Genomic DNA, 25,674 nt, shown 5'->3' on the forward strand with positions numbered 1-25,674 from the left:
TGGTTTCTCCTGAGTGACATATGTTTATATTTATGTATTACATTTTAGAAAGTATATCACAGGAAGTAAGGAGTCACAACCCAGAAAAACGGAAAAACCTTTTAAATAAAATATAATATAGCGTGTGTTTCATAACGACACGATCCGTAAGTTGCTAATTTACCAATAATCTTACACACAATAAAAATTTCACAAAAAAATCCTTAAATTAAGGCGTAAAATAATTTCATAGGGTGATCTGTAAAAAAAAGTATTATTTGGATTTCGTAAGATTTTCGTGGATGGTAAGCGCAGCTTTTCTGCCTGCACCCATGGCGAGAATAACGGTGGCCGCGCCGCTGACAATATCGCCGCCTGCATAGACGTTTTCCATGGAGGTTTGACCGTTTTCATCCGCCGTAATGTATCCCCATTTATTGGTCTTCAAACCGGGAGTTGATTGCGCAATGATCGGATTGGCCTGAGTACCAATCGCGATAACTGCCGAATCAATTTCAATCTCATACTCACTACCCTCAATCGGAACTGGACGGCAACGTCCGGAAGCATCCGGTTCACCCAGCGCCATACGTAAACAACGTGCCGCGCGCAGCGCGCCCGCTTCATCACCCAAATAAGCAATTGGCGTGGTCAGCAGCCGCAGGTCGATACCCTCTTCTTTGGCATGCTTGACTTCTTCAACCCGGGCCGGCAGTTCTTTTTCCGAGCGGCGGTAAATCAGATAAACCTTTTCAACACCATTCATGCGCAGCGCGGAACGTGCCGCATCCATGGCAGTATTGCCGCCGCCAATCACTGCGACGCGCTTGCCAACCCGAATCGGGGTGGCGGCGCTCGGCTGATAAGCCCGCATCAGGTTGATGCGGGTTAAGAATTCATTGGCGGAATAAACATAACTAAGATCTTCACCCGGAATGTTCATAAACTGAGGATACCCTGATCCGGTTGCAATATACACTGCAGCAAAATCCTGTTGATGCAGGAGTTCTTCCAGGGTCGCCATTTTGCCTATCAAAGCATTGGTCTTGAAAATGACCCCCATGGCTTCCAGATTCTCAATCTCGGGTTTAACAATTGTTTCTTTGGGAAGACGAAATTCAGGAATTCCGTAAGCCAACACACCGCCCAGTTCATGCAAGGCCTCAAAAACCGTAACCTGATAGCCGAATTTGCGTAATTCTCCGGCACAGGTAAGACCGGAAGGGCCGCTGCCAATGACCGCGATTTTAGCATTTTTTTCTTTGATGACACTGTCGCTCTTCAGGCACTCCTGAATGGCATAATCACCGACATAACGTTCTAAAGCGCCGATTGCGATCGGTGCTCCTTTTTTGTACAGCACACAAGCCTGTTCGCACTGGGTTTCCTGCGGGCAGACGCGCCCGCAAATAGCGGGCAAGGTATTGTTCATGCGGATACGGCGTACAGCCTCGCGCGGATCGTTGGATTTAATGGATTCCAAAAATCCCGGAATATCAATATGCACCGGGCAGCCGTCCACACAGGTGGGACGCTTGCAAAACAAACAGCGCGTTGCTTCTTCCTTGGCAGCTTCCGGTGAGAGCCCGAGATTCACTTCTGTGAAATTTTTCCGGCGTTCTTTAGGGTCCTGTTCAGGCATGGACGCACGATTGAGGTTTAAAGGCATCAGGCTTTTTTCGCCTCCATTTTTTCCTTTTCTTCCTGTTGGTACATTCTCAACCGGCGGCTCAAACCATCAAAATCAACCGTATGGCCGTCAAATTCCGGGCCGTCAACGCAGGCAAAACGTGTTTTTCCGTCAACCTGACAGCGGCAGACACCACACATACCGGTTCCGTCTATCATAATCGGATTAAGACTCACCATGGTTTTTACTTGGTAAGGGCGTGTTATTTCAGCAACAGCCTTCATCATCACGACCGGGCCGACTGCCAAAACAAAATCCACATCTCCCTTGTCAAGCAGGCGTTTCAATGGGCCGGTCACCAGTGCTTTCTCGCCTTGGGAACCATCATCAGTTGTAATAATCAGTTGCTGACTCACTGTTCGTAATTCTTCTTCCAAAATCAGATAGTCCTTTGAGCGGGAACCTAGAATGCCTACCAATGTATTCCCCGCAGCCTGGAAAGCCTTGGCAATGGGCAGCAGCGGTGCAATACCAACACCCCCGCCAATCATGACGCAGGTTCCGTATTTTTCAATATGGGTTGCCTGTCCCAGCGGACCGGTCATATCAAGAATTGATTGATTGCTTTCCAGTTTTGCCAGATCAAATGTAGTAGCACCTACGACCTGAAAAATAATGTCAATTGTTCCTGCGAGTGGGTCGGAATCAACAATGGTCAATGGGATGCGTTCACTCTCTGCGGTTGGACGAAGAATCACAAAATTACCCGCTTTGCGTTTGCTGGCAATCTCGGGCGCATGAACAGAATATTGCCAAACCTGAGGGGCAATTTGTTTTTTTGCAGTGATGGTAAACATTATAAGTCAGCTTTCTATTATTAGTAGTCTCCGGGCATTTGATTAAATCCGGTATTAAAGTACCTACGTCCCAATTCTCAATAGCTGTTAAGCTAATCAAACAGCCTAATTTATAAGTCCTGTGGAATGCTTGCTTTAAAAGGAAAACCGGCACTGTATCAACACGTTAGAGCAAGCAATGCCGATAGCGCTCACTATTGTTATACCTTACGTGATGGTGCGTTTTTTCCTTTTAAAACAAGCATTCCACAGGACTATTTCACCTATCGTATTGCCTATGTTAAAAATAGTTCCAGAAAGACCGAGTAATTTCTTGCTGGAATATCGTGTTATTTCGACAAACGCTCTTTTACTTTCGCAAATTGCGTTTTCATATTTTCAGGCAGATGGGTCCCGAATTTATTGAGAAATTCTTCAACATCCGGCATCTCTGCGCTCCATGCAGCGTGATCAACCTTGAGCAGTTCCTGCATATCCTGTTCCTGGGTGTCCAGTTTCGAAAGATCCAGATCTTTGGCTTCCGGCACCACCCCGATGGCAGTCTCTTTGCCCCCGGCCTTGCCTTCCAGACGTTCACACATCCATTTAAGCACACGGCTGTTTTCGCCAAAACCGGGCCAGAGCCATTTACCATCCGCTGATTTACGAAACCAGTTGACATAATAAATTTTGGGTTGGTGTTTCCCCAACTTGCCGCCCATATCAAACCAATGCTGGAAATAGTCGCCCATATTGTATCCACAAAACGGGAGCATGGCAAAAGGATCACGCCGCAGCTTGGCTTTTACATCCAAGGCGGCCGCAGTCGGTTCAGACGCTGCGGTTGCACCCATATAAACACCATGGTCCCAATTAAAAGCTTCCGTAACCAGCGGGACAACTTGCGTACGGCGGCCGCCAAAAACAAAAATATCAATCGGTACACCGGCCGGATTTTCCCAATCCTCACAAATTGCCGGACATTGTCTGGCCGGTGCGGTGAAACGCGCATTGGGATGGGCGCCTTTCTCACCGGACTTTGGCGTCCACTCGCGGCCTTTCCAATCAATGCCGTGTTTGATTTCAATTCCCATCTCTTCCCACCAGACATCTTTATCATCAGAAAGCACACAATTAGTATAAATACAATTTGCCTTCAAGGTATCCATTGCCTGGGGATTGGATTCATAGCTGGTTCCGGGTGCCACACCAAAAAAACCGGCTTCCGGGTTGATGGCGTAGAGACGTCCGTCATCGCCGATTTTCATCCAGGCGATATCATCACCAATGGTTTCGCATTTCCAACCTGGGATGGCAGGCTGCATCATGGCCAAATTGGTCTTGCCGCAAGCTGATGGAAAAGCAGCCGCGATATGGAACTGCCTGCCTTCCGGGTTGGTCAGGCGGAGAATCAACATGTGCTCGGCCATCCAGCCTTCCCGTTTGGCCATGGTCGAGGCAATGCGCAAAGCCAGGCATTTTTTCCCCAGCAAAGCATTGCCGCCATACCCGGAGCCATAAGACCAGATCAAATTTTCATCTGTAAAATGTGAAATGTATTTTTTTTCAATCGGCGCGCAAGGCCAGGCCGCATCTTTTTGTCCGGGTGCCAGCGGTGCGCCCACAGAATGCAGACACGGAATAAACTCGCCGTTTTCACCCAAAGTCTCAATAACTTTTTCACCCACCCGGGTCATGATATGCATATTGGCGACAACATAAGGACTGTCTGTGATCTCAATCCCTATTTTCGATATGGGAGAGCCGATCGGTCCCATGCTAAACGGAATAACATACAGGGTCCGCCCCTGCATACAGCCGGCATACAGCCCGCGCATGGTTTCCTTCAAAGCATCCGGATCGATCCAATTATTCGTTGGACCGGCCGATTCTTTATCTTTGCAGGCAATATAAGTCCTGTCTTCAACCCTCGCAACATCGCTCGGGTCCGAACTAAACAGGAAGGAATTAGGCCGCTTAGCTTCATTAAGTTTAACAGCCGAACCGGAATCCACAGCTAATTTCGTCATAGTCTGGTACTCTTGCTCCGAGCCATTACACCAATAGACTTTATCCGGTTTACACATTGTCTCGATCTCCGAGACCCACTCAATTAGCTTTTTGTTCTTTATTTCCATGGCGGCACCTCTTGTTATAGTATTTTTTGCGTCATGGCAAAATTAGAAACTTATATCATTTCTCTGCCCGCGAATCAATCATTTTCTGAAAAAATATGGGGTTGGATTCCGGGACGTTCATTAGTATATCAGTATACGGCGAATTCAAAATCATATTATCAATCAACAATTTCATTTACTTGACAAGCGTGAATATTTTCAATTAAGCTGTAAAAAGTAGGGAACAGTCGCGACTGTTCCCTACGAATATCACACCAAGCAGGTATTTCGGGAGGAAAGCATGAAAACAAAAACATTTTTTCTGAGTATGATATTAATGGTTGGTCTGGTCCTGGCCGGGCTGACAACAAAGAGCTATGCCGCATCAGCCAATGATGAATTCAATCCCGATGCCAACAATACTGTTTATACCTTGACTGTGCAGGCTGATGGGAAAATACTCGTAGGCGGTTGGTTTACCAGCATCTCAGGCACACCCAGGAACCGCATCGCCCGCTTAAATACGGACGGCACTTTGGATATTGCTTTCAATCCTGATGCCAATGACGGTGTCCATTCTCTGGCCGTACAGGCTGATGGAAAAATACTTATAGCCGGTGATTTTACCACGATAAGCGGTGTGACCCGGAATCACATCGCCCGCTTGAATACAGACGGCTCTTTGGATGTCGCATTCAATCCCAATGCAAACTACGTTATTCGCACTCTGGCTGTGCTGGCTGACGGGAAAATACTTGTAGGTGGTGATTTTACCACCATCGCAGGTAGTTCCAGAAACCGCATCGCCCGGCTGAACACGGACGGCGCTGTGGATGTTACCTTTGATCTCAATGTAAATAACGCTATTCGTGTGCTGGCTGTGCAAGCTGACGGAAAAATACTCATAGGCGGTAGTTTTACCACCATCGCGGGTGTGACCCGAAACCACATTGCCCGGCTCAATTCTGACGGCACTTTGGATACTGCTTTTGATCCCAATGCAGGCGGCAGTGTCTATACCCTGGCTCTGCAGGTTGACGGAAAAATGCTCGTAGCCGGTGATTTTACCACTATAGGCGGTGTGACCCGGAACCGTATCGCCCGCTTGAATACAGACGGCACTTTGGATGTTGCCTTTGATCCCAATGCAGGCGGCAGTGTCTATCCTCTGGCTTTGCAGGCTGACGGAAAAATACTTATGGGCGGTGATTTTACCACCATAGGCGGTGTGACCCGAAACCACATTGCCCGGCTCAATACAGACGGTACTTTGGATGTGACCTTTGCTCCTACTGCAGATGGTAATGTCTATGCCTTAGCCGTGCAGACAGATGGACAAATACTCGTGGGCGGTGATTTTATCACCATCGCAGGCAGTTCCAGAAACCGCATCGCCCGCTTAAATACAGACGGCACAGCGGATGCCACCTTCAATTCTGTTCCCGACGACATGGTCCAAACCATGGCTGTGCAGGTTGATGGAAAAATACTTATAGGCGGTATGTTTACTTATGTCGCAGGTGTGTCCAGGAACCACATCGCCCGGCTCAATTCGGACGGCACATTGGATATCACCTTTGATCCTAATGCGGACAACATTGTCCAGACTTTGGCTGTGCAGGCTGACGAAAAAATATTCGTAGCTGGTGGTTTTGCCACCATCTCAGGCACTGCCAGAAACAGCATCGCCCGGCTCAATTCCGACGGCACTTTAGATACTGCCTTTGATCCCAATGCAAACAGCATAGTCTATACCTTGGCTGTGCAGGCGGACGGCAAAATACTCCTGGGAGGTTTTTTTACTACTATATCAAGCACAGCCCGGAATTACATCGCCCGGTTGAATACGGACGGTACATTGGATATTGCTTTCAATCCTGATGTCAACAATGGTCTCCGTACTCTGGCTGTGCAGGCGGATGGAAAAATACTTATAGGCGGTGATTTTACCAGTATCTCAGGCACACTTAGGAACCACATCGCCCGATTAAATACAGACGGTACTTTGGATATTACCTTCAATCCCAATGCAGGCGCCACTGTCCAAACCCTGGCTGTGCAGGCGGACGGCAAAATACTTGTAGCCGGTAATTTTACCAGTATCTCAGGCACACTCAGGAACTACATCGCCCAATTAAACTCTGATGGCACTTTGGATACCAGCTTCAATCCTAATGCAAGCCACTATGTCAATACCCTGACTGTGCAGGCAGACGGAAAAATACTCCTGGGTGGTTGGTTTACTACCATCGCCGGTGAGACCAGAAACTACATCGCACGGCTCAATTCCGACGGCACTTTAGATACTGCCTTTAATCCTGATGCAAGCGACATTGTCTATACCCTGACTGTGCAGGCTGATGGTAAAATACTCGCAGGCGGTTATTTTACCACTATTGCAGGCGAGGCCAGAAACTACATCGCCCGGCTGAGCGCGGATGAGGCTGCGCTGCAAAACCTCGCTGTATCCGCTGACGGCACAACCATAACCTGGATGCGGGGCCAGTCATCTCCGGAAGTCTACAATGTCACCTTTGAATACTCTTCAGAGGGAACGAGCTGGACTTCTTTGAGCACAGGAACGCGCATTAGCGGAGGTTGGCAGCTATCCGGACAAGCATTGTCTTATAATGAAATCGGATACATTAGAGCACAAGGTCAAAGCTCGGGAGGATATTGCAATGGTTCCACCGGGATTATCGAATCTGTGAAGCAGTATTACAATTATCTCGCTCCCGCACCTACACCTACTGTGACATCAACCCCTGCTGTGATATTAGACAATCCGTTGCTGAATGTGGATTTAAAAGGAAAAATTACTCTAGCCTATCCCAATCCTGCTAAAAATGAAATGCGGTTCTTGTTCCGCTTAGATCAAGCCGCTAAGGTGGATTTACAGATTTACAATATGTCCGGCGAACAAATTGCCCAGCTTACGCAATCCCTGCCAGCCGGTCAGGGACAAACCATTGTGTGGGATTGTTCATCTGTCGCGCCAGGCATCTATCTTGTGCGGATTATTATGGATGGCGAAGAAAAAAGATTAATCAAGGTGGCAATTGTGAAGTAAGGAACAGTCGCGACTGTTCCCTACGAAGAAGCGGGGACTAGGAAATTTTCTTTAGTTTCTAGGGTTTTACGAAATGTATTGGAAAACAATAAGAACTAAGCTAAACTCAAAAATGATGGATGCCCCAATGGAACAGGGTCTAATTTCCAACCTTGAGGTTGATTGATGGGGTAATCATCCAGATGGTAACGGAGGGGTGAAGGTAATCACCATTTATAAATACGAATAAGGAGTGAAGGATGGCTAGTGTTGGCTTTGCTGTGTACAAAGGGCGCAGGATATTACAATTGGATTTAACCGGGGCTAAGGATGGAAAAAAAGAGGGTTTTATGGTGATTGGAAAATTGAATGAGCTGATAGTAAAAGAACCAATGAATTCAGTACTGGCTCTAATAGATGTTAGTCAAGCATATCTTACACCAAAAATACTGGCAATTTTAAAGGAAGGTGCTGGTAAAAACAAAAATTATGTAAAGGCGGCGGCAATTGTTGGTGCCAGTGGAGTGAAAAAATTACTTATGCAAATAGTTGCCAATATAACTGGTAGAAATATTAAGCAATTTAATAGCATTAGTGAAGCAAAAGACTGGCTCGTTTTACAGGAATGAAACCTCCCCCGCAATAAAAAGGGACATGGGATCAGGGACGTTTATTAGTATATCAGTATACGGCGAATTTAAAATCATATTATCAATCAACGACTCCATTTACTTGACAAGCATGAATATTTTCAATTAAGCTGTAAAAAGTAGGGAACAGTCGCGACTGTTCCCTACGAATATCACACCAAGCAGGTACTTCGGGAGAAAAACATGAGAACAAAAATAATTTTTTTGAGTATGATATTAATGGTTGGTCTGGTGCTTTCCGCGCAGCTGACAAGAGTATATGCCGCCTCAGCCAATGATGGATTTAATCCCGATGCAAGCAGCTATGTCTATACCCTGGCTGTGCAGGCTGACGGCAAAGTACTCGCAGGCGGTAATTATATCACCATCGCAGGCGCGACCAGGAACCGCATCGCCCGTTTGAATACAGACGGCACATTGGATGTTGCCTTTGATCCCAATGCAAACCACAATGTCTATGCCTTAGCCGTGCAGGCTGACGGAAAAATACTTAGCGGTGGTTGGTTTACCACCATGGGTGGCGTGGCCAGGAATCGCATTGCCCGTTTGAATACGGACGGCACTTTGGATGTGACCTTTGATCCCAATGCAGATGGCAATGTCTATGCCATAGCCGTACAGGCTGATGGAAAAATACTTATAGGTGGTTGGTTTACCAACATAGACGGCGTGCCCAGGAACCACATCGCCCGCTTGAATACGGACGGTACTTTAGATGTAACCTTTGATCCCAATGCAGATGGCAATGTCTATGCCTTAGCCGAGCAGGCTGACGGAAAAATACTTATAGGTGGTGATTTTGCCTCTATCGATAGTGTGACCAGGAACCACATCGCCCGTTTGAATACAGACGGCACATTGGATGTGACCTTTGATCCCAATGCAGACGGCAGTGTCCGTACCCTGGTTGTGCAGGTTGACGGAAAAATACTTATAGGCGGTTATTTTACTACCATCGCAGGTATGACCCGGAACCGCATCGCCCGTTTGAATATGGATGGCACTTTGGATGTTGCCTTTGATCCCAATGCAAACTCTGTTATTAAGACCTTGGTTGTGCAGGCTGACGGAAAAATACTCGCAGGCGGTTACTTTACTACCATCGTTGGTGTGACCCGGAACCGCATCGCCCGTTTGAATACAGACGGCACTTTGGATGTTGCCTTTGTTGATCCTAATGTAAACGGCAGTGTCATTGCCTTAGCTGTGCAGGCTGATGGAAAAGCGCTCGCCGGCGGTGAGTTTACCACCATCGCTGGCGTGACCCGGAACTACATCGCCCGTTTGAATACGGACGCCAGACTGGATGTCACCTTCGATCCCAATTCAGGCGGCACTGTCCGTGCCCTGGCTATGCAGGTTGATGGAAAAGTGCTCGCCGGCGGTGCTTTTATTACCATCGCCGGTAGTGCCAGAAACCGTATCGCCCGTCTGAATACGGATGGCACTGTGGATGTTGCCTTTGATCCCAATGCTGACAGCAGTATCTATACCTTAGTCGTGCAGGCTGATGGAAAAATACTTATAGGTGGTTGGTTTACCAACATAGGCGGCGTGACCCGGAACCGCATCGCCCGTTTGAATACGGATGGCACCTTGGATACTGCCTTTGATCCCAACGCAGGAGGCAGCAGTGTTTATACCCTGGCTGTGCAGGCTGATGGGAAAATACTTATAGGTGGTTGGTTTACCACCATGGGTGGCGTGACCAGGAACTACATCGCCCGTTTGAATACAGACGGCACTTTGGATGTTGCCTTTGATCCTGATGTAAACAACCGCGTCTATACCCTGGCTGTGCAGGCTGACGGGAAAATACTCATCGGCGGTTCTTTTACCACCGTTGCCGGTGTGGACCGAAACCGCATCGCCCGTTTGAATACGGATGGCACCTTGGATACCGCCTTTGATCCTAATGCCAGCCACTCTGTCCGTACCCTGGCTGTACAGGCTGACGGAAAAATAATTATCGGCGGTTCTTTTGCCACCATCGGGGGTGTGCCCAGGAACCAAATCGCCCGTTTGAATGCTGACGGCACTTTGGATGTTGCCTTTGATCCCAATGCAGGCGGAGTCGGCAGTGTCTATACCCTGGCTGTGCAGGCTGACGGAAAAATAATTATCGGCGGTTCTTTTGCCACCATCGGGGGTGTGACCCGGAACTACATTGCCCGTTTGAATACGGACGGCACTTTGGATGTGACCTTTGATCCCAATGCAGATGGCGATGTCTATGCCATAGCCGTGCAGGCTGATGGAAAAACACTCGCAGGCGGTCAGTTTATCACCATCGGCGGTGAAACCCGGAACCGCATCGCCCGGCTGAGCGCGGATGAGGCTGCGTTACAAAACCTCGCTGTGTCCGCTGACGGCACCACCCTGTCCTGGATGCGAAGCCAATCATCTCCAGAAAACTATAAGGTAACCTTTGAATACTCTTCAGATGGAACGAGTTGGGTTTCTCTGGGTGTTGGTACACGCATTAGCGGAGGTTGGCACCTGACCGGACAGTCATTGGCTTATAATGAAATTGGATACATTCGTGCACAAGGCCAAATCTCGGGAGGGCAACACAATGGTTCCGCCGGATTTATCGAATCTGTGAGACAGTATTATAATTCTCTCACTCCCACAGCGACACCTACACCGACTGTGACATCAACCTCCACAATAACACCAACTATAACCGCGACTTATACCGCAACGCCCTTGGCGACTATCAATCCCACGGCAACACCAAGCCCGACTTTTTCGGCAACGCCGACTGCAACCATAACGATTACCGCAACCCCCACACCGGACAATCCGTTGCTGAATGTGGATTTGAGAGGAAAAATCACACTCGCCTATCCCAATCCTGCTGTTAATGAAATGCGGTTCTTATTTCACCTGGATCATGCCACAGAGGTGGGTTTGCAGATTTACAATATGTCAGGCGAACAAATTGCTCAGCTTACGCAATCCCTGCCGGCCGGACACGGACAAACCATTGTTTGGGATTGTTCATCTGTCGCGCCCGGCATCTATCTGGTACGAATTATTATGGATGGTAAGAATAAAGGACAACTAAAAGCAGCGATTGTGAAATAACCGCAGGATGGCTCCAGCTGTTTTGTGACAATTCAAACCAATCATTTTTAGAAAGGTACAACTAATGTGTAATGAAATAAAATGGATGGAATATAATGGTAAAAAAATAATGGACAATGATTTATCTGGTCTATTACCTGAAAAATTCATAAATAAAATGAATAAATTCGAGAATGCTGTAATCAGCCAAAATGACAGAAACCTATTGGTTCTTTCTGATATTGAAAATGCACAATTTAGCCCTGCGAGTATGATTGTATTAAAAAAAATTGCAGGTACAACTGCGCCCTATATAAAAAAATATGCAATAGTTGGGGTTAAAGGTATTAAAAAAATATTGTTTAAGGCAGTGCAAGTTGTATCAACTACTTCCTTGGAAGCATTTGATTCATTAGAAGAAGCTAAAAAATGGTTAGTGGAATAATTTGAACGGAGCAGGCCTGGGACGGGAAAAATAACCAGTGTATGACTAATATTCTGATTCCGCTGCAAAACCACTCATCATCTATAATCATGAAACAGGGGACGTAGTGGGCTGCCTCGGGTTTGATAGACACTTTAATTAAGCTGCAATCTGTGTCGATTATAAAATATTTCAATTTATCAATCAGCGACTCCATTTACTTGACAAGCATAAATATTTTCGATTAAGCTATGCGGAGTAAGTACTGCCAAGCAGGTACTTCGGGAGGAAAGCATGAAAACGAAAACATTTTTTCTGAGTATGATATTAATGATTGGTCTGGTCCTGTTCGGGTTGGTGACAAAAGGCTATGCCGCATCAGCCAATGATGAATTCAATCCCAATGCAGACTTTGCCGTTCATTCCCTGGCTGTGCAGGCTGACAAAAAAATACTCGTAGGCGTTCTTTTTAGCAACATCGGAGGTATTGGCAAGAACCGCATCGCCCGCTTGAATACAGACGGCTCAATAGATGCCACTTTTATTCCCAATGCGGACGACGCTGTCCGTACCCTGGTTGAGCAGGCTGACGGAAAAATACTCGCAGGCGATAGTTTTACCAGTATCTCAGGCACACCCAGGAACCACATCGCCCGGCTGAACACGGACGGTACATTGGATATTGCTTTCAATTCTGATGCCAGCTTCTTCAATCGTGCTTGATTTGCGGTTTTTGGATTTAGTTTGAAAATTGATTTTTGATTTTGCTTTAAGTGCACACGCTATTTTTACTGCGACTTAAAATCAGGGCCATGCGCCTATGAATCCAATCAAGCGTTTTTCCCACTCCGGGTACTTTAAAAAGACTGCCCGATTCCCCAAACAATGACTGTTTCCGCCGTAGTATCAGTCCTTTGGGCGAGATCAAAACGAATGGTAAGCAATTGTTTTCCCAGCAAAAATGTATGCATTCGCAAACCAAATCCGACTGAATTTCTTACATCTTTGCCTGAGCTTTCGCTGATCGTGTTGCTCACAATGCCAATATCGTCGAAAAAAACCGCCTGAATTGATTTTATCAATAAAAAATCGAGCGGCCAAAGAGAATAGTTGATATTCCGCGCCAAAGGGAAACGGAGCTCAGACTGCCTAACAACTCGCCATAGCGATAGCCGCGAATGGTCGCAGAATCCGGTAAAAGACCAATACCGCCGGATAAATAAACCGGGCGGTCAGACCCGAAACTCCCGGCCAGCATCAGCCGTGAACCGAAAACCAGGGTAGGCGAAATAAAATCAAGCGTTTTATACAATTGAGAATTCAACTGGAGTATCTGATAACGCTCTTCGCCGCCCAATATTTTATCCGCAGTCAGCAGGGACAAACGGTGACGAAATCCATCCGCAGGGGCATACTCATACCAGGCGGTACTGTCATGCACTAATGAAAGGCGGAGGGTGCCCACGCGCCGGTTCTGCGTGAAATCTTCGTGTTCGCGCTTGAGATAACTCAAGCCGACTTCCATTTCAATCCGGTCATACATTGAAAAAGGTTTCTGAAAAGAAATTGCACCGCCGATCGCTTCGTCATTAAATTCGTCGAGTAAGTCACTGGTCTCCAGATCAAGAATGCGGTAATAATACCGGCTGTACTTAATTCCCAACTGGATATCAATCGGATAAGCCAGATTACTATAAGTGAGCTGGGTGTTGGCCTGGTACCCTGGAACAAAATCGCTGTATAGGTTGACCAAATGGTCTCCTAAGTAATCACTTGCCGTAAAATAGCCGCCCCCGACCACACCTTGCGAGCTATCGTAACCCGCCAGTAAAAAAAGCAGATCCGGCGAAAAGCGAAAATGATAAGGGTGCTGTTTTTGGATAACACCGGCTTTCTTTTCCAATACCACTGTTTCTCCCATATTCGCTTCCGGCGATGTTTCAGGTGTGTCCTTCGGGCTCGCGGCGTTGGGATCTGCCGGAGAATCCACCCGCGTCGCTGCCGGGACAACGATCACCTCCCGTTCCTTTTGCAGATAGGATGCCGGCATAACATAAAGCGCGTGGTTTCCGTTTTGATAAACCGTAAAAACAATTTTTTTACCATCCGGAGAAATGGCCGGTTGAAACGCACCGCTGCGAATATTGGTAATCTGAAACATCTGAAATGTAACCAGGTTCATACGGCAAAGATTAAAGATGCCGCTTTGATCACTGGAAAAATATATCCAACTCCCGTCAGAAGAAAAACAAGGCGCGGTGTGCTGGGCGGCATCCCATGTCAAGGCCACACTTTCATGACCAGGTTCCTTAAGTGTTTTAATGTACAATTGCAAAAAATTGTTTCTTTCGCTGACATAGACCAAAGCGTTTCCATCCGGAGTCCAAACCGGCGACCTGTCGGCAAATCGATCCTGGGTTACAGAACGCAATGTCCCCGAGGACAGGTTATAAATAAAAATGTCGCTCACGCCGTTTTTAACGCCGGAGAGTGCGATCGTGCCGCCATCCGGCGACCAGGCCGGTGAAAATAAATCGTCGACCGGAATATTTTTTTTAATAAGCTTGCGTGTCTTTACATCAAGAAGGTAAAGATGTTTTTTCCCCTCGATCTGGGCCACAAAGGCAATTTGTCGCGAATCCGGCGACCAGGCAATGGGTCTTCCGCGAATATTGAAACTTTCAAATTTTATATGTGTAAACGCAACCCCCTTGCCGGCAGACCCGCGGGGTTTTAGATAAATTCGGAACCACTGTTCCCGATTTGAACAATAAGCCAAAGTGTGTCCGTCCGGCGACCAGGCTGCACCGGTGGTCAGGATTATGCGACCCGGCGGTGCATGATCGACCGGACTGGAAAAATTCCCGGGTTTTTCCCGCCCCTCGGTTTGCAGCCAATATTTTTGCCGGGCCCAAAACATAAATTCCCGGTTAAAATCCTGCAGCCCCATCCCCAGGGTCTCGCGCAAAATTTGTGAAAGCGCAATTTGATTTTTGAATTTTTTAAAAATAAGTGAAAGCTTGTCCTCGCCGAACCGTTCGGCGATATAGTGCATCGCCAACTGTGATTGCTTATACGCCAGATAAACATCCTCCAGATGATTAAACCCTTCCATGAGGGTCAATGGGACCAACCGTTCATAGTGGACCGCATCACGGATGATCATATCTGCATAACTATCCCAACTCTGTGCTGCATATTCAGCCAATCCTTCGATAATCCACATGGGGATCAAATAACCTTTATAGACACGAAATGAACGCATACCCTCGCCGTACAAAATGTTAAATTGGAGTGCGTGGATAAATTCGTGATAGACAACTTCACGTAATGATTTGGGTGAATCCGGCGCCGGCAAAGCAATCCGGTTTTTATAGGCTTCGGTAAAACCGCCTGTCCCCACCCCGATAATATGCGGCAAGATATTGGTTTGCTGAAAATCAATTTGGTTGCGGTACAGGAACAGCGGTGTTTTCAGGAGTGGTTTTTCCCGCAAAAGATGGGTGTCAAAACGATAAGCGTCCTCGGCGATTTCACACACTTCACGCGCCAGGACCTCTTCTTCAGGATAGTAGTGGATTTCAAAATGCTCGGTTTCAAATACTTGCCATTGAAATTGGCGTGTTTGGAGTTTGTTCTTGCCAAAAGTTCCGGCAACCACCGGAGCATGCAACGTAAAAAAACAAAATCCCATCAGCAGCAATACAGGCATGGAAGTAGGGAATTTCATTATTGAAAAACTTCCCCCTTTACAGCGGGCGTCATTCGATTGATTTCAAAAGATGGTCCCACTGGACCCCTCGTTTGAGTCCCTGCAAAACGCCCAGAACATTTTTGCGATGATGTTGTGAAGATCCCATGAGCCTTCGTAAGAAAGAAGGTCCCTCATCCCGCAATACCCTGGGCTTTCCTTTTAGTTTCGCGAGAAAAGCGGCAGTTTGAACGGCATCATCTAAATTCCCCAATTTATCAATCAATCCTTTTTGCAGGGCCTGACGTCCGGTAAATACCCTGCCATCGGATAAACGTTCCAAGTATTTTTTTATATCTTCAGGCAACATATCCGTAAGGTTTTTTTCCTGTTTCGCTGCCAATGCTTGTGCAAGTTTGTCCCCACGCGCGTCAAAGACCGCCTCGACAAATTGAGCATGCAGGTCGTCAATCATCCGCTGCATAATTTTTTTCTCGGATTTATTCATTTTTCTGGAAAAATCCCCGATATCTTTATACGGAACGCTTTTAACAACCTCCATATTCAGACCAAGTTTTTTCATTAATTCGCCCGCTTCCGGATATCGCAAGATCACACCGATAGAGCCGGTAATCGAACCGGGATTGGCATAAATCCGATCAGCCGCGCAGGCAATATAATAACCGCCGGATGCACAAACTTCGGACATCGATACCACCACCGGTTTTCCAAGCCGACGAATTTTTTTTATTTCCTCGGAAATTGATTGTGCGGAAGCGATTGTACCTCCGGGGGAATTGATCGAAATCACAATGGCACGAATCATGGGATGATCATTCATTTTATGCAATTGCATAATTATCCGACGATCTTCCAGGATCATCCCCTGCACTTCGATTAAGCCGATTGAACCGCCCGCTGACATTCGATACAGCGTGCGTCCCGCCAAAAGCGCAAGCAACACAAAGAACGCCAATCCGAGCGCAATAAAAACAAATTCTTTTCCCCATTTAAAGGCCATAACTGTTCTCCCGGAAAAATATTCAAAAGCTATTATAATACTTTCAATTGCTTTTATCCATGACTTTTACGATATCGTTCAGAATACCAATGGCATCCCCGCACTTCAGTATAGGGATGTATTCTTATCCAAATTAGAAAACCGGAATCCAGGCCGATTCAGTTACAGTGAATAACTCTTATTTGGAACAAGCTCCATCCCAATCACCTGATCGGCGCAGTGCTGCGCTGCCGGTCTTCATTTCTTTTTGGCGGTATTAAGGATCTCGTTTGCCAGCTTTTTTTTGTTTGCAGTTAAAGTATGCATACGTTTTTTCAAAAAAACAACAGCATCGTCTCCCATGAAAATCATCCCGCGCTTGACACAGTGCTCTAAATAAGTCCGGTTGCTGAATTCACTTGCCGCCGGATAATTTTGTGACAGGGCGCGCCAAAGCGAGCGTGTGATTCTTTGGGCATGTCCGCGGGAATGGTGAAACGCCACCACCGATTGGATTTCCGCATGCGTCATCCACCCCGCACCGGACATAAAATAGACGGCATCTTCAAGATATTCCACGCGGGGATTTTCAAAAGAATTTAACGACAGAACAGCATACCGGGAAAGCGCCCAAATTCCATTAAACGCATAACGAAAATCATCCAGCGTATGTTCGGGCGCGTAGTATTTAATTGTTTCAATCTGTTTACCGCCTTTGTCCTGCCAGGCCAGGGTTATCACGCCATGGGCCGCATTGGTTCTGAGCAGTTTTCCGCGGTATTTTTTTTTGAGAGCAAATTTTTTAATTTTTCTCATTGTTTCAAAACAGTCGCGATATTCTTCGTAGGGTACGGCGCCGGTTCGTTTCCCCATATAATCTTTAAGCCAGACTCTGACCTTTTCCCCTTTTTGCTCGAGAATGACGGCGGTTTCATCTTTGCGTTTTCCCCGCACATCATAAATAATTAATCGCGAAAACACAATTTCAGATTCCGCATCTTCGGCCGCCGGCATCGGGACCGGAAGTAAAAACAGCACTACTTGCAGAATAAGAATGCTTTTTTTTATCATGCCTTGTTTGTTTGGTTTTTCAGATAACTTTCAATAAACCCTTCGAGATATCCATCCATGACTTTATGCACGTCCCCCACCTCAAAATTGGTGCGGTGATCTTTGACCATACTATACGGCTGGAACACATAGGAACGAATTTGACTGCCAAAGGCAATTCCCATTTTTTCACCATACAGATTCTTGGTTTTTTCAGCTTTTTCTTCCTGGGCTTTTACATACAAGCGTGCTTTTAGCACTTTCATGGCATTGGCGCGATTTTTTAGTTGTGAGCGGTCTTCCTGACATTGTACGACAATACCCGTTGGCAAATGTGTGATGCGCACAGCGGATTCGGTTTTATTAACATGCTGCCCGCCGGCACCGGAGGCGCGAAAAACATCAATCCGCAAATCATCATCTTTAACCTCAATCTCAATTTCATCCTCAATATCCGGCACGATATCAATCGAAGCAAAAGAGGTGTGGCGCCGTTTGTTGGCATCAAACGGAGAAATCCGGACCAGACGATGGACACCTTTTTCGGACCGCAAATACCCAAAAACATAGTCCCCTTCTATTTGAAAGGTGGCGGACTTCAATCCGGCTTCTTCGCCGGGTTGGTGGTCGAGCATGGTTACCTTGTATTTTCGGTTTTCCGCCCAGCGTGTGTACATACGAAAAAGCATCTGGGCCCAATCCTGTGATTCAGTACCACCCGCGCCCGGATGAATGGAGACGATGGCCGCGTCCCGGTCATTGGGTCCGGAAAGCATAAAACGAAATTCAAAACCGGCAATTTCTTTCTCCAAAAAGGCAATGCCTCTGTCCATATCTTTTTGCAAATCCTTGTCCTGACCGCCTGATTCTTCAAACAGCTCTGCGGCAACATTCAAATCCTCCAGCGTGGTTACCATATGATTGAAAAAATCGACATCGCGTTTATAGCGCGCCAGTTCAGTGTTCAGACTTTTTGCATGCTGCGGGTTATTCCAAATGTCCGGCTGAGAAATGGCCCCCTCCAATTTCAGAATGGCGGCTTCCTTATCAGAAACGTCAAAGATACCTCCGCATTTTTTCAATCCGCTCAGATAATTGCGTAATTAATTCTATTGTCATAAGAACCCCTTTTTGAATATTTGGTAATCTGCTTTAAAAGGAAAAACGTCAACTTTCTTTGTTGAAAATTACACGTCGGCTTGTTTTGGGAAGGGTAAAAATCATAAACGGCTGTGTGATATTTCCATCTTGGATGCTGTTTTGACGGCTGATTTTATATTTAACGATCATGAGATCATCTTTATTTTGTATCTCTCTCAGCATAATTTCATGACCGCGTCCTTGGCTGTCTCCCAGACAAATAATGCCGATCATGTTTTTTGACCAATCAAGCTGCGGCATGGAAATGGATTGTATTTGCGCCTTTTTCCAGAGCGCCGTCAATTCAGACGGTGTCCGTACCACCCGGTTCAAGGGTTGATGCAGTGCACACGCATCCCCGCTCCATTCGCCTCGTTGGCGAACCAGTTTAGGTTCTTTTTTTTTGGCGGAAGCGGTCATTCGATAGGCGGGTTTTTGTTCGGCATTACTTCCGCCGGAAGAATAACCGGCATTTATTGCACTCGCTTTATAAAGTGAATTCAGTTGATTTTTCGGCTGGGTATTGGCGGTAAGGGCCGTGATCCCGGTTTTCACGGGAGCAGCAGCGCTTACGGTATGTTTCGCTTGGTCCGCACGCTTCTGGTTCGCAAGCGTTGCGTCCCCGCGCCCGCCAACTTCCGCTTTCACCATGGGTTGTTTTGCCGTTTGAGTTCCAGTGGTCGGTACAATGACAGCGGGTTTCATCGATCCAAAGGGATTGTGAAGCACAACCACAAGTAAGACTGCCGCCGCAGCTGCCACCGTGCCCAAAGAAAGCGAGCCCCAAAAACTCAGGCGTAGTCCCGGCCAGCATTCTTTTCTAAAGCGAGCTTGAAAACGCTCGTGAAAACCATCCGGCGCTTCGACACACTTCAAATTTTTAACAGCATTGAATGACCGGGTAAAAATTTCCATTTCCTGCGCACAATGACTGCATGATTCCAAATGACTGCGTATGGATTCAATTTCTTCCTGCGTCAGTGACTGATCAACGTACAAAGGCAACAATTCATTGCATTCTTGGCAATCCATAATTATCTCCTCAAAATAGGATCAAGCGCATTTCTTAGGAGCCTGCGCGCTCTCGCCAATCGGGATTTGACCGTCCCAAGCGGAATTGAGACCATTTCGGCAATTTCATCATAAGCATAACCTTCAATATCTCTTAAAATAATGACCTCTTTTTCATCGGCCGGAAGCTGATTGATCATCTCGCGAACAATTTGTGATATTTCAAGATTTTCAACATTCTCCAGCGGCCCTTGCCGGGTTTCTTCCAATTCCAATGGACGCGAACGGCTTTCATCCGTAGGATCTTCATTAATGGACCGGTGTTGAAAATATTTTCTTCGTTTTTGACTGCGTACCAAATTTTTCCACAAATTAACTGTGATACGATGTAACCATGTTTTAAATTCCGAACGCCCCTCAAATCGTTTCATAGCCTGAAAGGCACGTATAAATGTCATCTGTGCCAGATCATCACTATCAGAGCGATTACCGCCGGTCAGATGATAAGCCAAATTATAGACATAGTTTGTATGCCATTTGACCAATTCCTCAAATGCGTTCCGGTCACCTTTACGGGCTTTATCTACATAGCCCTGGAGCATTATTTTTTGATTCACGAATTTGACCCCAGTCTTCCACTCAGGTTCATGGAAATCATTGTTTTTTGCATGTCATGGAAAAAACAATGATCCTTTTATTCCATTTGGGGGGAAATTGAGTTTGACGCATTTTCCCTGGTCAGATGGCTGCTCGCGGCATTTTGATCCCGCATTTACGCAGAATAAAACAAAAAGTCTGATAAATCAATACAAAACACCACTACTGGTTAAGTTATAAAGCACACTGTCTTCTATTCGCCCTAAGTGCTGATTTTTTTAAAGGAAAACTGATACTGTATCCATACGCTAGAGCCGGATTTGACGATATTGTCCCCTGATGTTCCACCGAAACTTATGGTGCGTTTTTTCCTTTAAAAAAATCAGCACTTAGGGCGGTCAGGTGAAAATGCAAAACACATTTAACTTGCATCTGCATCGCTTTTACGCTTCCAAATTTTTCAATTATTTGGTAAAAATACTAAATGATCATATTCAGGAGTTTTCTTTGATAAACTATCGTTTTTTCAAATATGGTTTCCTAATCCTTTTGTTAATACTCTCGAATTGTGCCATGTTCGGTGGTGTTCTACATGCACCGCGTCTTAAAGTCGAATCCATCCAAACGGTATGGACCACACCTGACTACTGGAAAATGGTCCTGTCCATTAAAATTATCAACAGCAATCCGCTGTCATTGTCATTGTCCCGGGTTTCATATACCCTGGAGACAAAACGGAAAATAATTTTATCGCGTATTCACACGTCCCTGCCGGTGGTTCCCGGCTATGGGAACGCCACGGTGGAAATACCGATCAATCTTTCTCATGAAAAAATCAATGCTCTTTTTCCGGAGGCGACACAACTCCCGATAACGTTTAAAGGAGATTTTTATTCAAACAGCCTGTGGCAAAAATCCACACTTTCTTTTTCAAAAAACCAGTTCATCACAATACCCCAGATACCACAATTAGAATTCAAATATATCCGAACCGTCAATAAAAAGCCGCTTATTTTCTTACAGACGGTTAACCAGAACCAGCGGCCGCTGGTTCTGGTCAAGACAAAGGCTTATCTCCAGCTGCCTGGAAAAAAAATCATGCTTAGCATTCCAGGTCCGATAACACTTAAACCGAATGTCAAGACCCTGGTGCCTTTCAGGCCGTCACAGTCATTTGCAAAGAAGGACTTGCAGAAAAAAGGCGTTTATTTGACCGGTGAAGTTAATGCCACTTCGGATTTCGGAACAATGGTAATTCCCATCACACAAACCGTGCCGCCCCAATTGAATTAACCCCAAGACGTGCCGGCAGCTTTGTCGTGCCGGTGTGACCACGCTGGACAACAGCGTCCCTTAAACGCATTCACTTGGTCTGTTGCGATGACTCCGGGACGGTTGATTTTTCTTTAGCCTTGGGTTTGGGGGCCGGAGGCCGACCCGCCTGCGGTTGTTTTTTTTCTTCCTCAAAAACATCCCTCCCAAAATGCCAGCGTAATATTTTTTTAAATGATTTCCGCGGGACGACGCCGGAAAGCAAATCAATACGCCACTCGCGCCGTTCTTTGACCAGCCAAATTACGCCCGGCATGGTGAGGGTATTGTCTTCCCATACCCACCATTGTTTAAAATAGGCCTCATCACGCACCTTGGAAAGCTCATTGGTTGGATCAATCCAAAGCTTTCGTGGGTCATCCCGCACGGGACCTGTATTGTCCCGGCCGATGATATATATTTCACGTGTAAATACGACCGCAAAATTACCCACAATATAAAATTGCCCGGGAACAAAAAAACCGATTTTTTCCGGCATAATCGTTTCGCCGTCTTGAGATTTTTTCATCATTTTTTTATTCTCTTGCCCCTGGACCAGAAAAAACATATCACCGAGAATAGACGCCATATCGGGTGGTTCCGCCACTTGTTTTCCCGCCTTGGCGGCTTTTTTCGCCTTGATTTTTAAAGCGGCAACATTGCGCCGGTCTGCACGGGTCACCAATTCGGAAGCATCTTCAAAATTTTTCATGTTAATAAGCCGAAAAAATTCTTCGACCACAATGGTGGGTTTTTCAGTCCTGGCATCTGCCAAAAACGGGAACAATCCGATACCCAAGGCGATGGTGCCAAACAGGGATAAAACCATCCTTAGACGACCACTATTCATCTATTTCGCCTTGTAATTTTCGTATGAGTGAGATAAGCCGGCGGCGTTCGGGTGCTTTGGGATTCAATTTTAAATATAAAACGTACTCTTGCGCACCTTGATTTTTTAAATTCTGGGCGACACATTCAGTTCCCAACCAAAGATGATCCTTGGGATGTTTTTTACGTGCCAGTTTTCTTGCAGCTTCCAGCTGCCGTTTGGCTTCAAGGCGAAATCCTTTTTTTCTTAAAACCTTGGCCATCAATAGAAGTGTTTCAAAATGCCTGTCACGGATATTGATGGCAATACTGGCATACGAGAAGGCGCGATCATAATCACCTTCTTCGTAAAAAACATTTCCCAATGCCAGCACTGTTTCTGCCTTAAGCAAATTCAAATCACGCCATTTTTTTAAAACTTCGGCTTTTTGAATTTCCGTCATAACATCCAGATATCTTTTCAAACGAAAAAGCGCGGTTGCCCTGAGATAATACAAACGGAAATTATTCGGTTCCAGTTTGAGAACTTCTTTCAAATAGACCTCTGCATGTTTGTCTTTTTTCTTAAGCAGCAAAAGACCCAGCTCGCGATGAAAGGCTTTTTTTTGCAGTGCCGTACCTTGTTGGTCCAAACCCTGCAAAAGTATTTTTTCCGCTTCAGCCGTCATTTTAAGCGCACGATAAATTTTTCCCAACAATAAGTAATTTTCATGATTGGCCGGATACAGCGCAAGATTTTTTTCAGCAATTTTTTTGGCATCGGCATATTTTTTAAACAGCATAAGGTATCCGGCTTGTGCATTGAGCAGCAAAGGATCTACGGGATTGATCCTTACCGCTTTATCGACATCATTTTTTGCCAATGTAATATAACGCTTGGCACTTTTTCCTCGGGCTGTTTTCGCCAGATTAATTCTGCATGCCGCGCGACCAACCCGGGCGGATAAATAACCCGCATCACTTTTCAAGGCCTCTGTAAAATACAAAACCGCCTTGATACGGGTGTTATTTTTGATGGCAGGTTTTTTTAAAAGCACAATCGCATTAGTGTATGAATGAAAGGCACTCAAAAGATGAGTTCCCGGCACAATATCAAAAACCTTCTGATCCGCCGGGGTGACGGTCAATTCCAGAATTTCCGCAACTTTTTGCAGGGTGTTGGCAAATAACTTATCCAGCCGCTTGGTTGATCCGACCACCTTAAATGTTCTCGCTTCTGAGTTTCGCTCTGGAATAATTGACAAAAATAAACTGATTTTATCTCCCTGCAATTGATACGTCCCATGCAAGATGGCAATATCTTTGTCATCCGCAATTGTTTCCATTTTTCCCGGATCCGGTTCCTGATCGGAAAGACCATATTCTTTCCGGATGGCATCAAGCTCATCATCCTGGATAAACACCACTGTTTTCAGGGATAAAACCGTTTCTTCCAATGCAATTCTAAATGCATTGCCAAACCACCGGCTTTTTTCAGCACTGGGATTATCCGGACGCAAGGGAAAAGCAAGTAAATATTTTTCATAGACCACAGCATGGGCCGGTCCCTGCGCAATAATCATCAATGCGAGGAACACCACGACAATTAAACCAAGTCTGCGATACAAAACATGTTTCTGCGTCGGATCACACACCTGCATGTTCCAGACCAAGTGTTGATCCGGTGACATCCCCCTCCAATAGATAGAGGCGGATTCTATCACCACGGGTTGCCGGCGCACCGCTTTTTCTTAATCGATATAACCGCTCGGGAAGAAAAAGTGCCGGCAAAGGCCAGAGTTTCTTCTGAGTCAACCGCACGGAATACTCCCGGGTTGCAATCAATTCCCGGTATCCCGAACCGGGAACTGCGGCGGTTTTATGCAAAATAATTTCCTTTACAGGTTCGATCCCATTGCCTTCCCGGAAGTCATTCCAGGTTCCAATTTGAATGAATTTCGCACCATGGGTAAGCGCATCTTCCCAGGTTGCGGAGTATTTTTCGCCCTGACGTCTTGAAAAAACCCGGGCATTTCTTCCGCAACTCCCTCCAATGGCGCGGTCATCATACCCCGGCGTCACCACGCCCGACACAAATTGATTTTTATTTTTATGCATCGCCTGGGCGCTTTTTTCCCAAAAAGTTTCATCCGTATCATAATCCGAAAAATAAATAGCCACCGAAGGTGCCACGCTGGGCCAGTCCGGAAAATTAATACCTTTCATCTGAGGTTGATAATTTTGAATAAGCAAAATCTCCTGCCGGGAATTTTCCAAAATAGTATCCCACTCATTTGCATGAATAAAGTGATTTTCCATCTCAGTCCCGGGTCGGCCGCAATTCCGTGTCGTCAAAACCGGTTTTTCATCTATTTTCAAGTAAGCGCTGGAAACAAAATATTTTTCTTTGGCATAAGCCAGCATTGAGGATGCCTTTCCCACAACCCCCTGACGGTCTGTAATATTTTCCTGAAAAGGCGGAAAACAACAGGCATCATTAAAGCATAGTGCAATTTTAAAATCGAGTAATTCGGCGGTTTTAAAAAGCGTGGACAACTGTGTTTCATTATGCACATGGTCGCCGGGTGCGTCTGGACCGTACCAATCAACAATAAACGCCTGAACACCTGAAGCTTTTGCCAATAATACGTGGTATTCACACAAATCAGGATCTGCGGAATCATACACACCGATGACAGGCATATAAACCGATGCGATATCATGTTCGCCATTGGGAAGCTTATTGTTTGGATTATGAAAAAAACTTTTTTTATCTTGGTGAGGTTCAAAACTCCATCTGCCCCACCCTTCGGAAAAATCAGCTGTTTGATAGGATATAAAATAATGCGCGGCTAGTATTGGTTGGATATCCATAACAGTATGTCACCTCCTGGTCTGTACTGTCTGAGCATCGGCCTGTGACGATTCATCATTCTTGCGTCCACGACTGATTTGAATTAAAAACATAAGATTTCACGATGTTTTCAGATGTGTAAACAATCGTCAAGTCCACAGTCGTTGTTTGAGCAAACAACCCAAATTGATAATGCAAATACGTTGCGGTCCGGTCGCCCGAATCCAAACCAGTCCGATAGGGCTCACCTAATTTCGCTTCAATTTCAGTCCGCAGCGTCTGTCCAATAACGATGGTTTCCGCAAATGAACCGGGAAATGGTTTTCCCAACGTCACACAGCCACTCAGCAAAAACAGTACTAATCCGAGAATACTTAAGCGAATAAACCCTTTTTTCATATCCTGCCTTTCATAACAAAAAAATAAGAATAATAGTACACTATGTTATCTTATGGGGGT

General features: G+C 46.0%; 20 protein-coding genes. 6 read left to right on the forward strand and 14 right to left on the reverse strand.

Translation table 11 applies throughout. From position 1 onward, the window contains the following. Positions 1–253: 253 nt before the first annotated feature. The 3 genes from gltA to K8S19_11275 form a co-directional block, all read right to left on the reverse strand. Positions 254–1,648, reverse strand: coding sequence for an NADPH-dependent glutamate synthase (gene gltA, locus K8S19_11265; protein MCD4814256.1), 1,395 nt, complete (start codon positions 1,646–1,648; stop codon positions 254–256). Then, positions 1,648–2,466 (reverse strand): sulfide/dihydroorotate dehydrogenase-like FAD/NAD-binding protein, encoded by an 819-nt coding sequence (locus K8S19_11270; protein MCD4814257.1) that lies wholly within the window; start codon positions 2,464–2,466, stop codon positions 1,648–1,650. Before K8S19_11270 ends, gltA begins: the two co-directional genes overlap by 1 nt. Positions 2,467–2,795: 329 nt before the next feature. Beyond that, positions 2,796–4,583 (reverse strand): phosphoenolpyruvate carboxykinase (GTP), encoded by a 1,788-nt coding sequence (locus tag K8S19_11275; GenBank protein MCD4814258.1) that lies wholly within the window; start codon positions 4,581–4,583, stop codon positions 2,796–2,798. 280 nt (positions 4,584–4,863) lie between these two features. Between K8S19_11275 and K8S19_11280 the strand changes: the two genes are divergently transcribed. The 5 genes from K8S19_11280 (at position 4,864) to K8S19_11300 (ending at position 12,477) form a co-directional block, all read left to right on the forward strand. Further along, on the forward strand, positions 4,864–7,632 hold the full coding sequence (locus tag K8S19_11280) for a T9SS type A sorting domain-containing protein (GenBank protein ID MCD4814259.1): 2,769 nt from the start codon (positions 4,864–4,866) through the stop codon (positions 7,630–7,632). 239 nt (positions 7,633–7,871) lie between these two features. Next, positions 7,872–8,240: a hypothetical protein gene (locus K8S19_11285; protein ID MCD4814260.1), complete on the forward strand. Its 369-nt coding sequence runs from the start codon at positions 7,872–7,874 to the stop codon at positions 8,238–8,240. A gap of 204 nt (positions 8,241–8,444) precedes the next feature. Further along, the gene (locus tag K8S19_11290) at positions 8,445–11,351 is read left to right on the forward strand and encodes a T9SS type A sorting domain-containing protein (protein ID MCD4814261.1); all 2,907 of its coding nucleotides are present in this window, start codon (positions 8,445–8,447) and stop codon (positions 11,349–11,351) included. Positions 11,352–11,436: 85 nt separating this feature from the next. After that, positions 11,437–11,775, forward strand: coding sequence for an STAS/SEC14 domain-containing protein (locus K8S19_11295; protein MCD4814262.1), 339 nt, complete (start codon positions 11,437–11,439; stop codon positions 11,773–11,775). 273 nt (positions 11,776–12,048) lie between these two features. Next, positions 12,049–12,477 carry a delta-60 repeat domain-containing protein gene (locus K8S19_11300; protein ID MCD4814263.1) on the forward strand — a complete coding sequence of 143 codons (429 nt, stop codon included), beginning with the start codon at positions 12,049–12,051 and terminating at the stop codon, positions 12,475–12,477. 134 nt (positions 12,478–12,611) lie between these two features. On the opposite strand, the gene K8S19_11305 is transcribed toward K8S19_11300, so the two are convergent. The 7 genes from K8S19_11305 to K8S19_11335 form a co-directional block, all read right to left on the reverse strand. Beyond that, entirely contained in the window at positions 12,612–12,836 is a 225-nt protein-coding gene (locus tag K8S19_11305; GenBank protein MCD4814264.1) for a hypothetical protein, read from the reverse strand. Further along, positions 12,833–15,484, reverse strand: coding sequence for a hypothetical protein (locus K8S19_11310; protein ID MCD4814265.1), 2,652 nt, complete (start codon positions 15,482–15,484; stop codon positions 12,833–12,835). Before K8S19_11310 ends, K8S19_11305 begins: the two co-directional genes overlap by 4 nt. Positions 15,485–15,515: 31 nt before the next feature. Further along, positions 15,516–16,466, reverse strand: a complete 951-nt coding sequence (sppA, locus tag K8S19_11315) for a signal peptide peptidase SppA (GenBank protein MCD4814266.1) — start codon at positions 16,464–16,466, stop codon at positions 15,516–15,518. Between the two features lie 237 nt (positions 16,467–16,703). After that, the gene (locus K8S19_11320) at positions 16,704–17,516 is read right to left on the reverse strand and encodes a hypothetical protein (protein MCD4814267.1); all 813 of its coding nucleotides are present in this window, start codon (positions 17,514–17,516) and stop codon (positions 16,704–16,706) included. Beyond that, positions 17,513–18,614, reverse strand: a protein-coding gene (prfB, locus tag K8S19_11325) for a peptide chain release factor 2 (protein ID MCD4814268.1) whose coding sequence is annotated in 2 segments (ribosomal slippage) — positions 17,513–18,553 and positions 18,555–18,614 — 1,101 coding nt in all. Because the reading frame shifts where the segments join, the coding sequence is not laid out codon by codon here. Before prfB ends, K8S19_11320 begins: the two co-directional genes overlap by 4 nt. A gap of 48 nt (positions 18,615–18,662) precedes the next feature. Then, the gene (locus K8S19_11330; GenBank protein ID MCD4814269.1) at positions 18,663–19,667 is read right to left on the reverse strand and encodes a zf-HC2 domain-containing protein; all 1,005 of its coding nucleotides are present in this window, start codon (positions 19,665–19,667) and stop codon (positions 18,663–18,665) included. Between the two features lie 2 nt (positions 19,668–19,669). Beyond that, positions 19,670–20,263, reverse strand: coding sequence for a sigma-70 family RNA polymerase sigma factor (locus tag K8S19_11335; protein MCD4814270.1), 594 nt, complete (start codon positions 20,261–20,263; stop codon positions 19,670–19,672). Positions 20,264–20,750: 487 nt separating this feature from the next. Between K8S19_11335 and K8S19_11340 the strand changes: the two genes are divergently transcribed. Further along, positions 20,751–21,536, forward strand: coding sequence for a hypothetical protein (locus K8S19_11340; GenBank protein MCD4814271.1), 786 nt, complete (start codon positions 20,751–20,753; stop codon positions 21,534–21,536). 70 nt (positions 21,537–21,606) lie between these two features. On the opposite strand, the gene K8S19_11345 is transcribed toward K8S19_11340, so the two are convergent. Genes K8S19_11345 through K8S19_11360 form a run of 4 tightly spaced genes read right to left on the reverse strand, consistent with a single transcriptional unit; the run spans position 21,607 to position 25,614 of the window. Continuing rightward, entirely contained in the window at positions 21,607–22,404 is a 798-nt protein-coding gene (locus K8S19_11345) for a hypothetical protein (protein ID MCD4814272.1), read from the reverse strand. Next, complete coding sequence (locus tag K8S19_11350) at positions 22,397–24,052, reverse strand: hypothetical protein (protein ID MCD4814273.1); 1,656 nt, start codon at positions 24,050–24,052, stop codon at positions 22,397–22,399. The genes K8S19_11345 and K8S19_11350 overlap by 8 nt, the downstream gene beginning before the upstream one ends. Next, positions 24,009–25,235, reverse strand: coding sequence for a hypothetical protein (locus K8S19_11355; GenBank protein ID MCD4814274.1), 1,227 nt, complete (start codon positions 25,233–25,235; stop codon positions 24,009–24,011). Before K8S19_11355 ends, K8S19_11350 begins: the two co-directional genes overlap by 44 nt. Positions 25,236–25,290: 55 nt before the next feature. Continuing rightward, complete coding sequence (locus K8S19_11360; GenBank protein MCD4814275.1) at positions 25,291–25,614, reverse strand: hypothetical protein; 324 nt, start codon at positions 25,612–25,614, stop codon at positions 25,291–25,293. Positions 25,615–25,674 lie beyond the last annotated feature (60 nt).

The sequence above is a fragment of the bacterium genome (assembly GCA_021108215.1).
Classification (GTDB): Bacteria; Oederibacteriota; JAAXVQ01; order JAAXVQ01; family JAUVAV01; genus JAIORK01.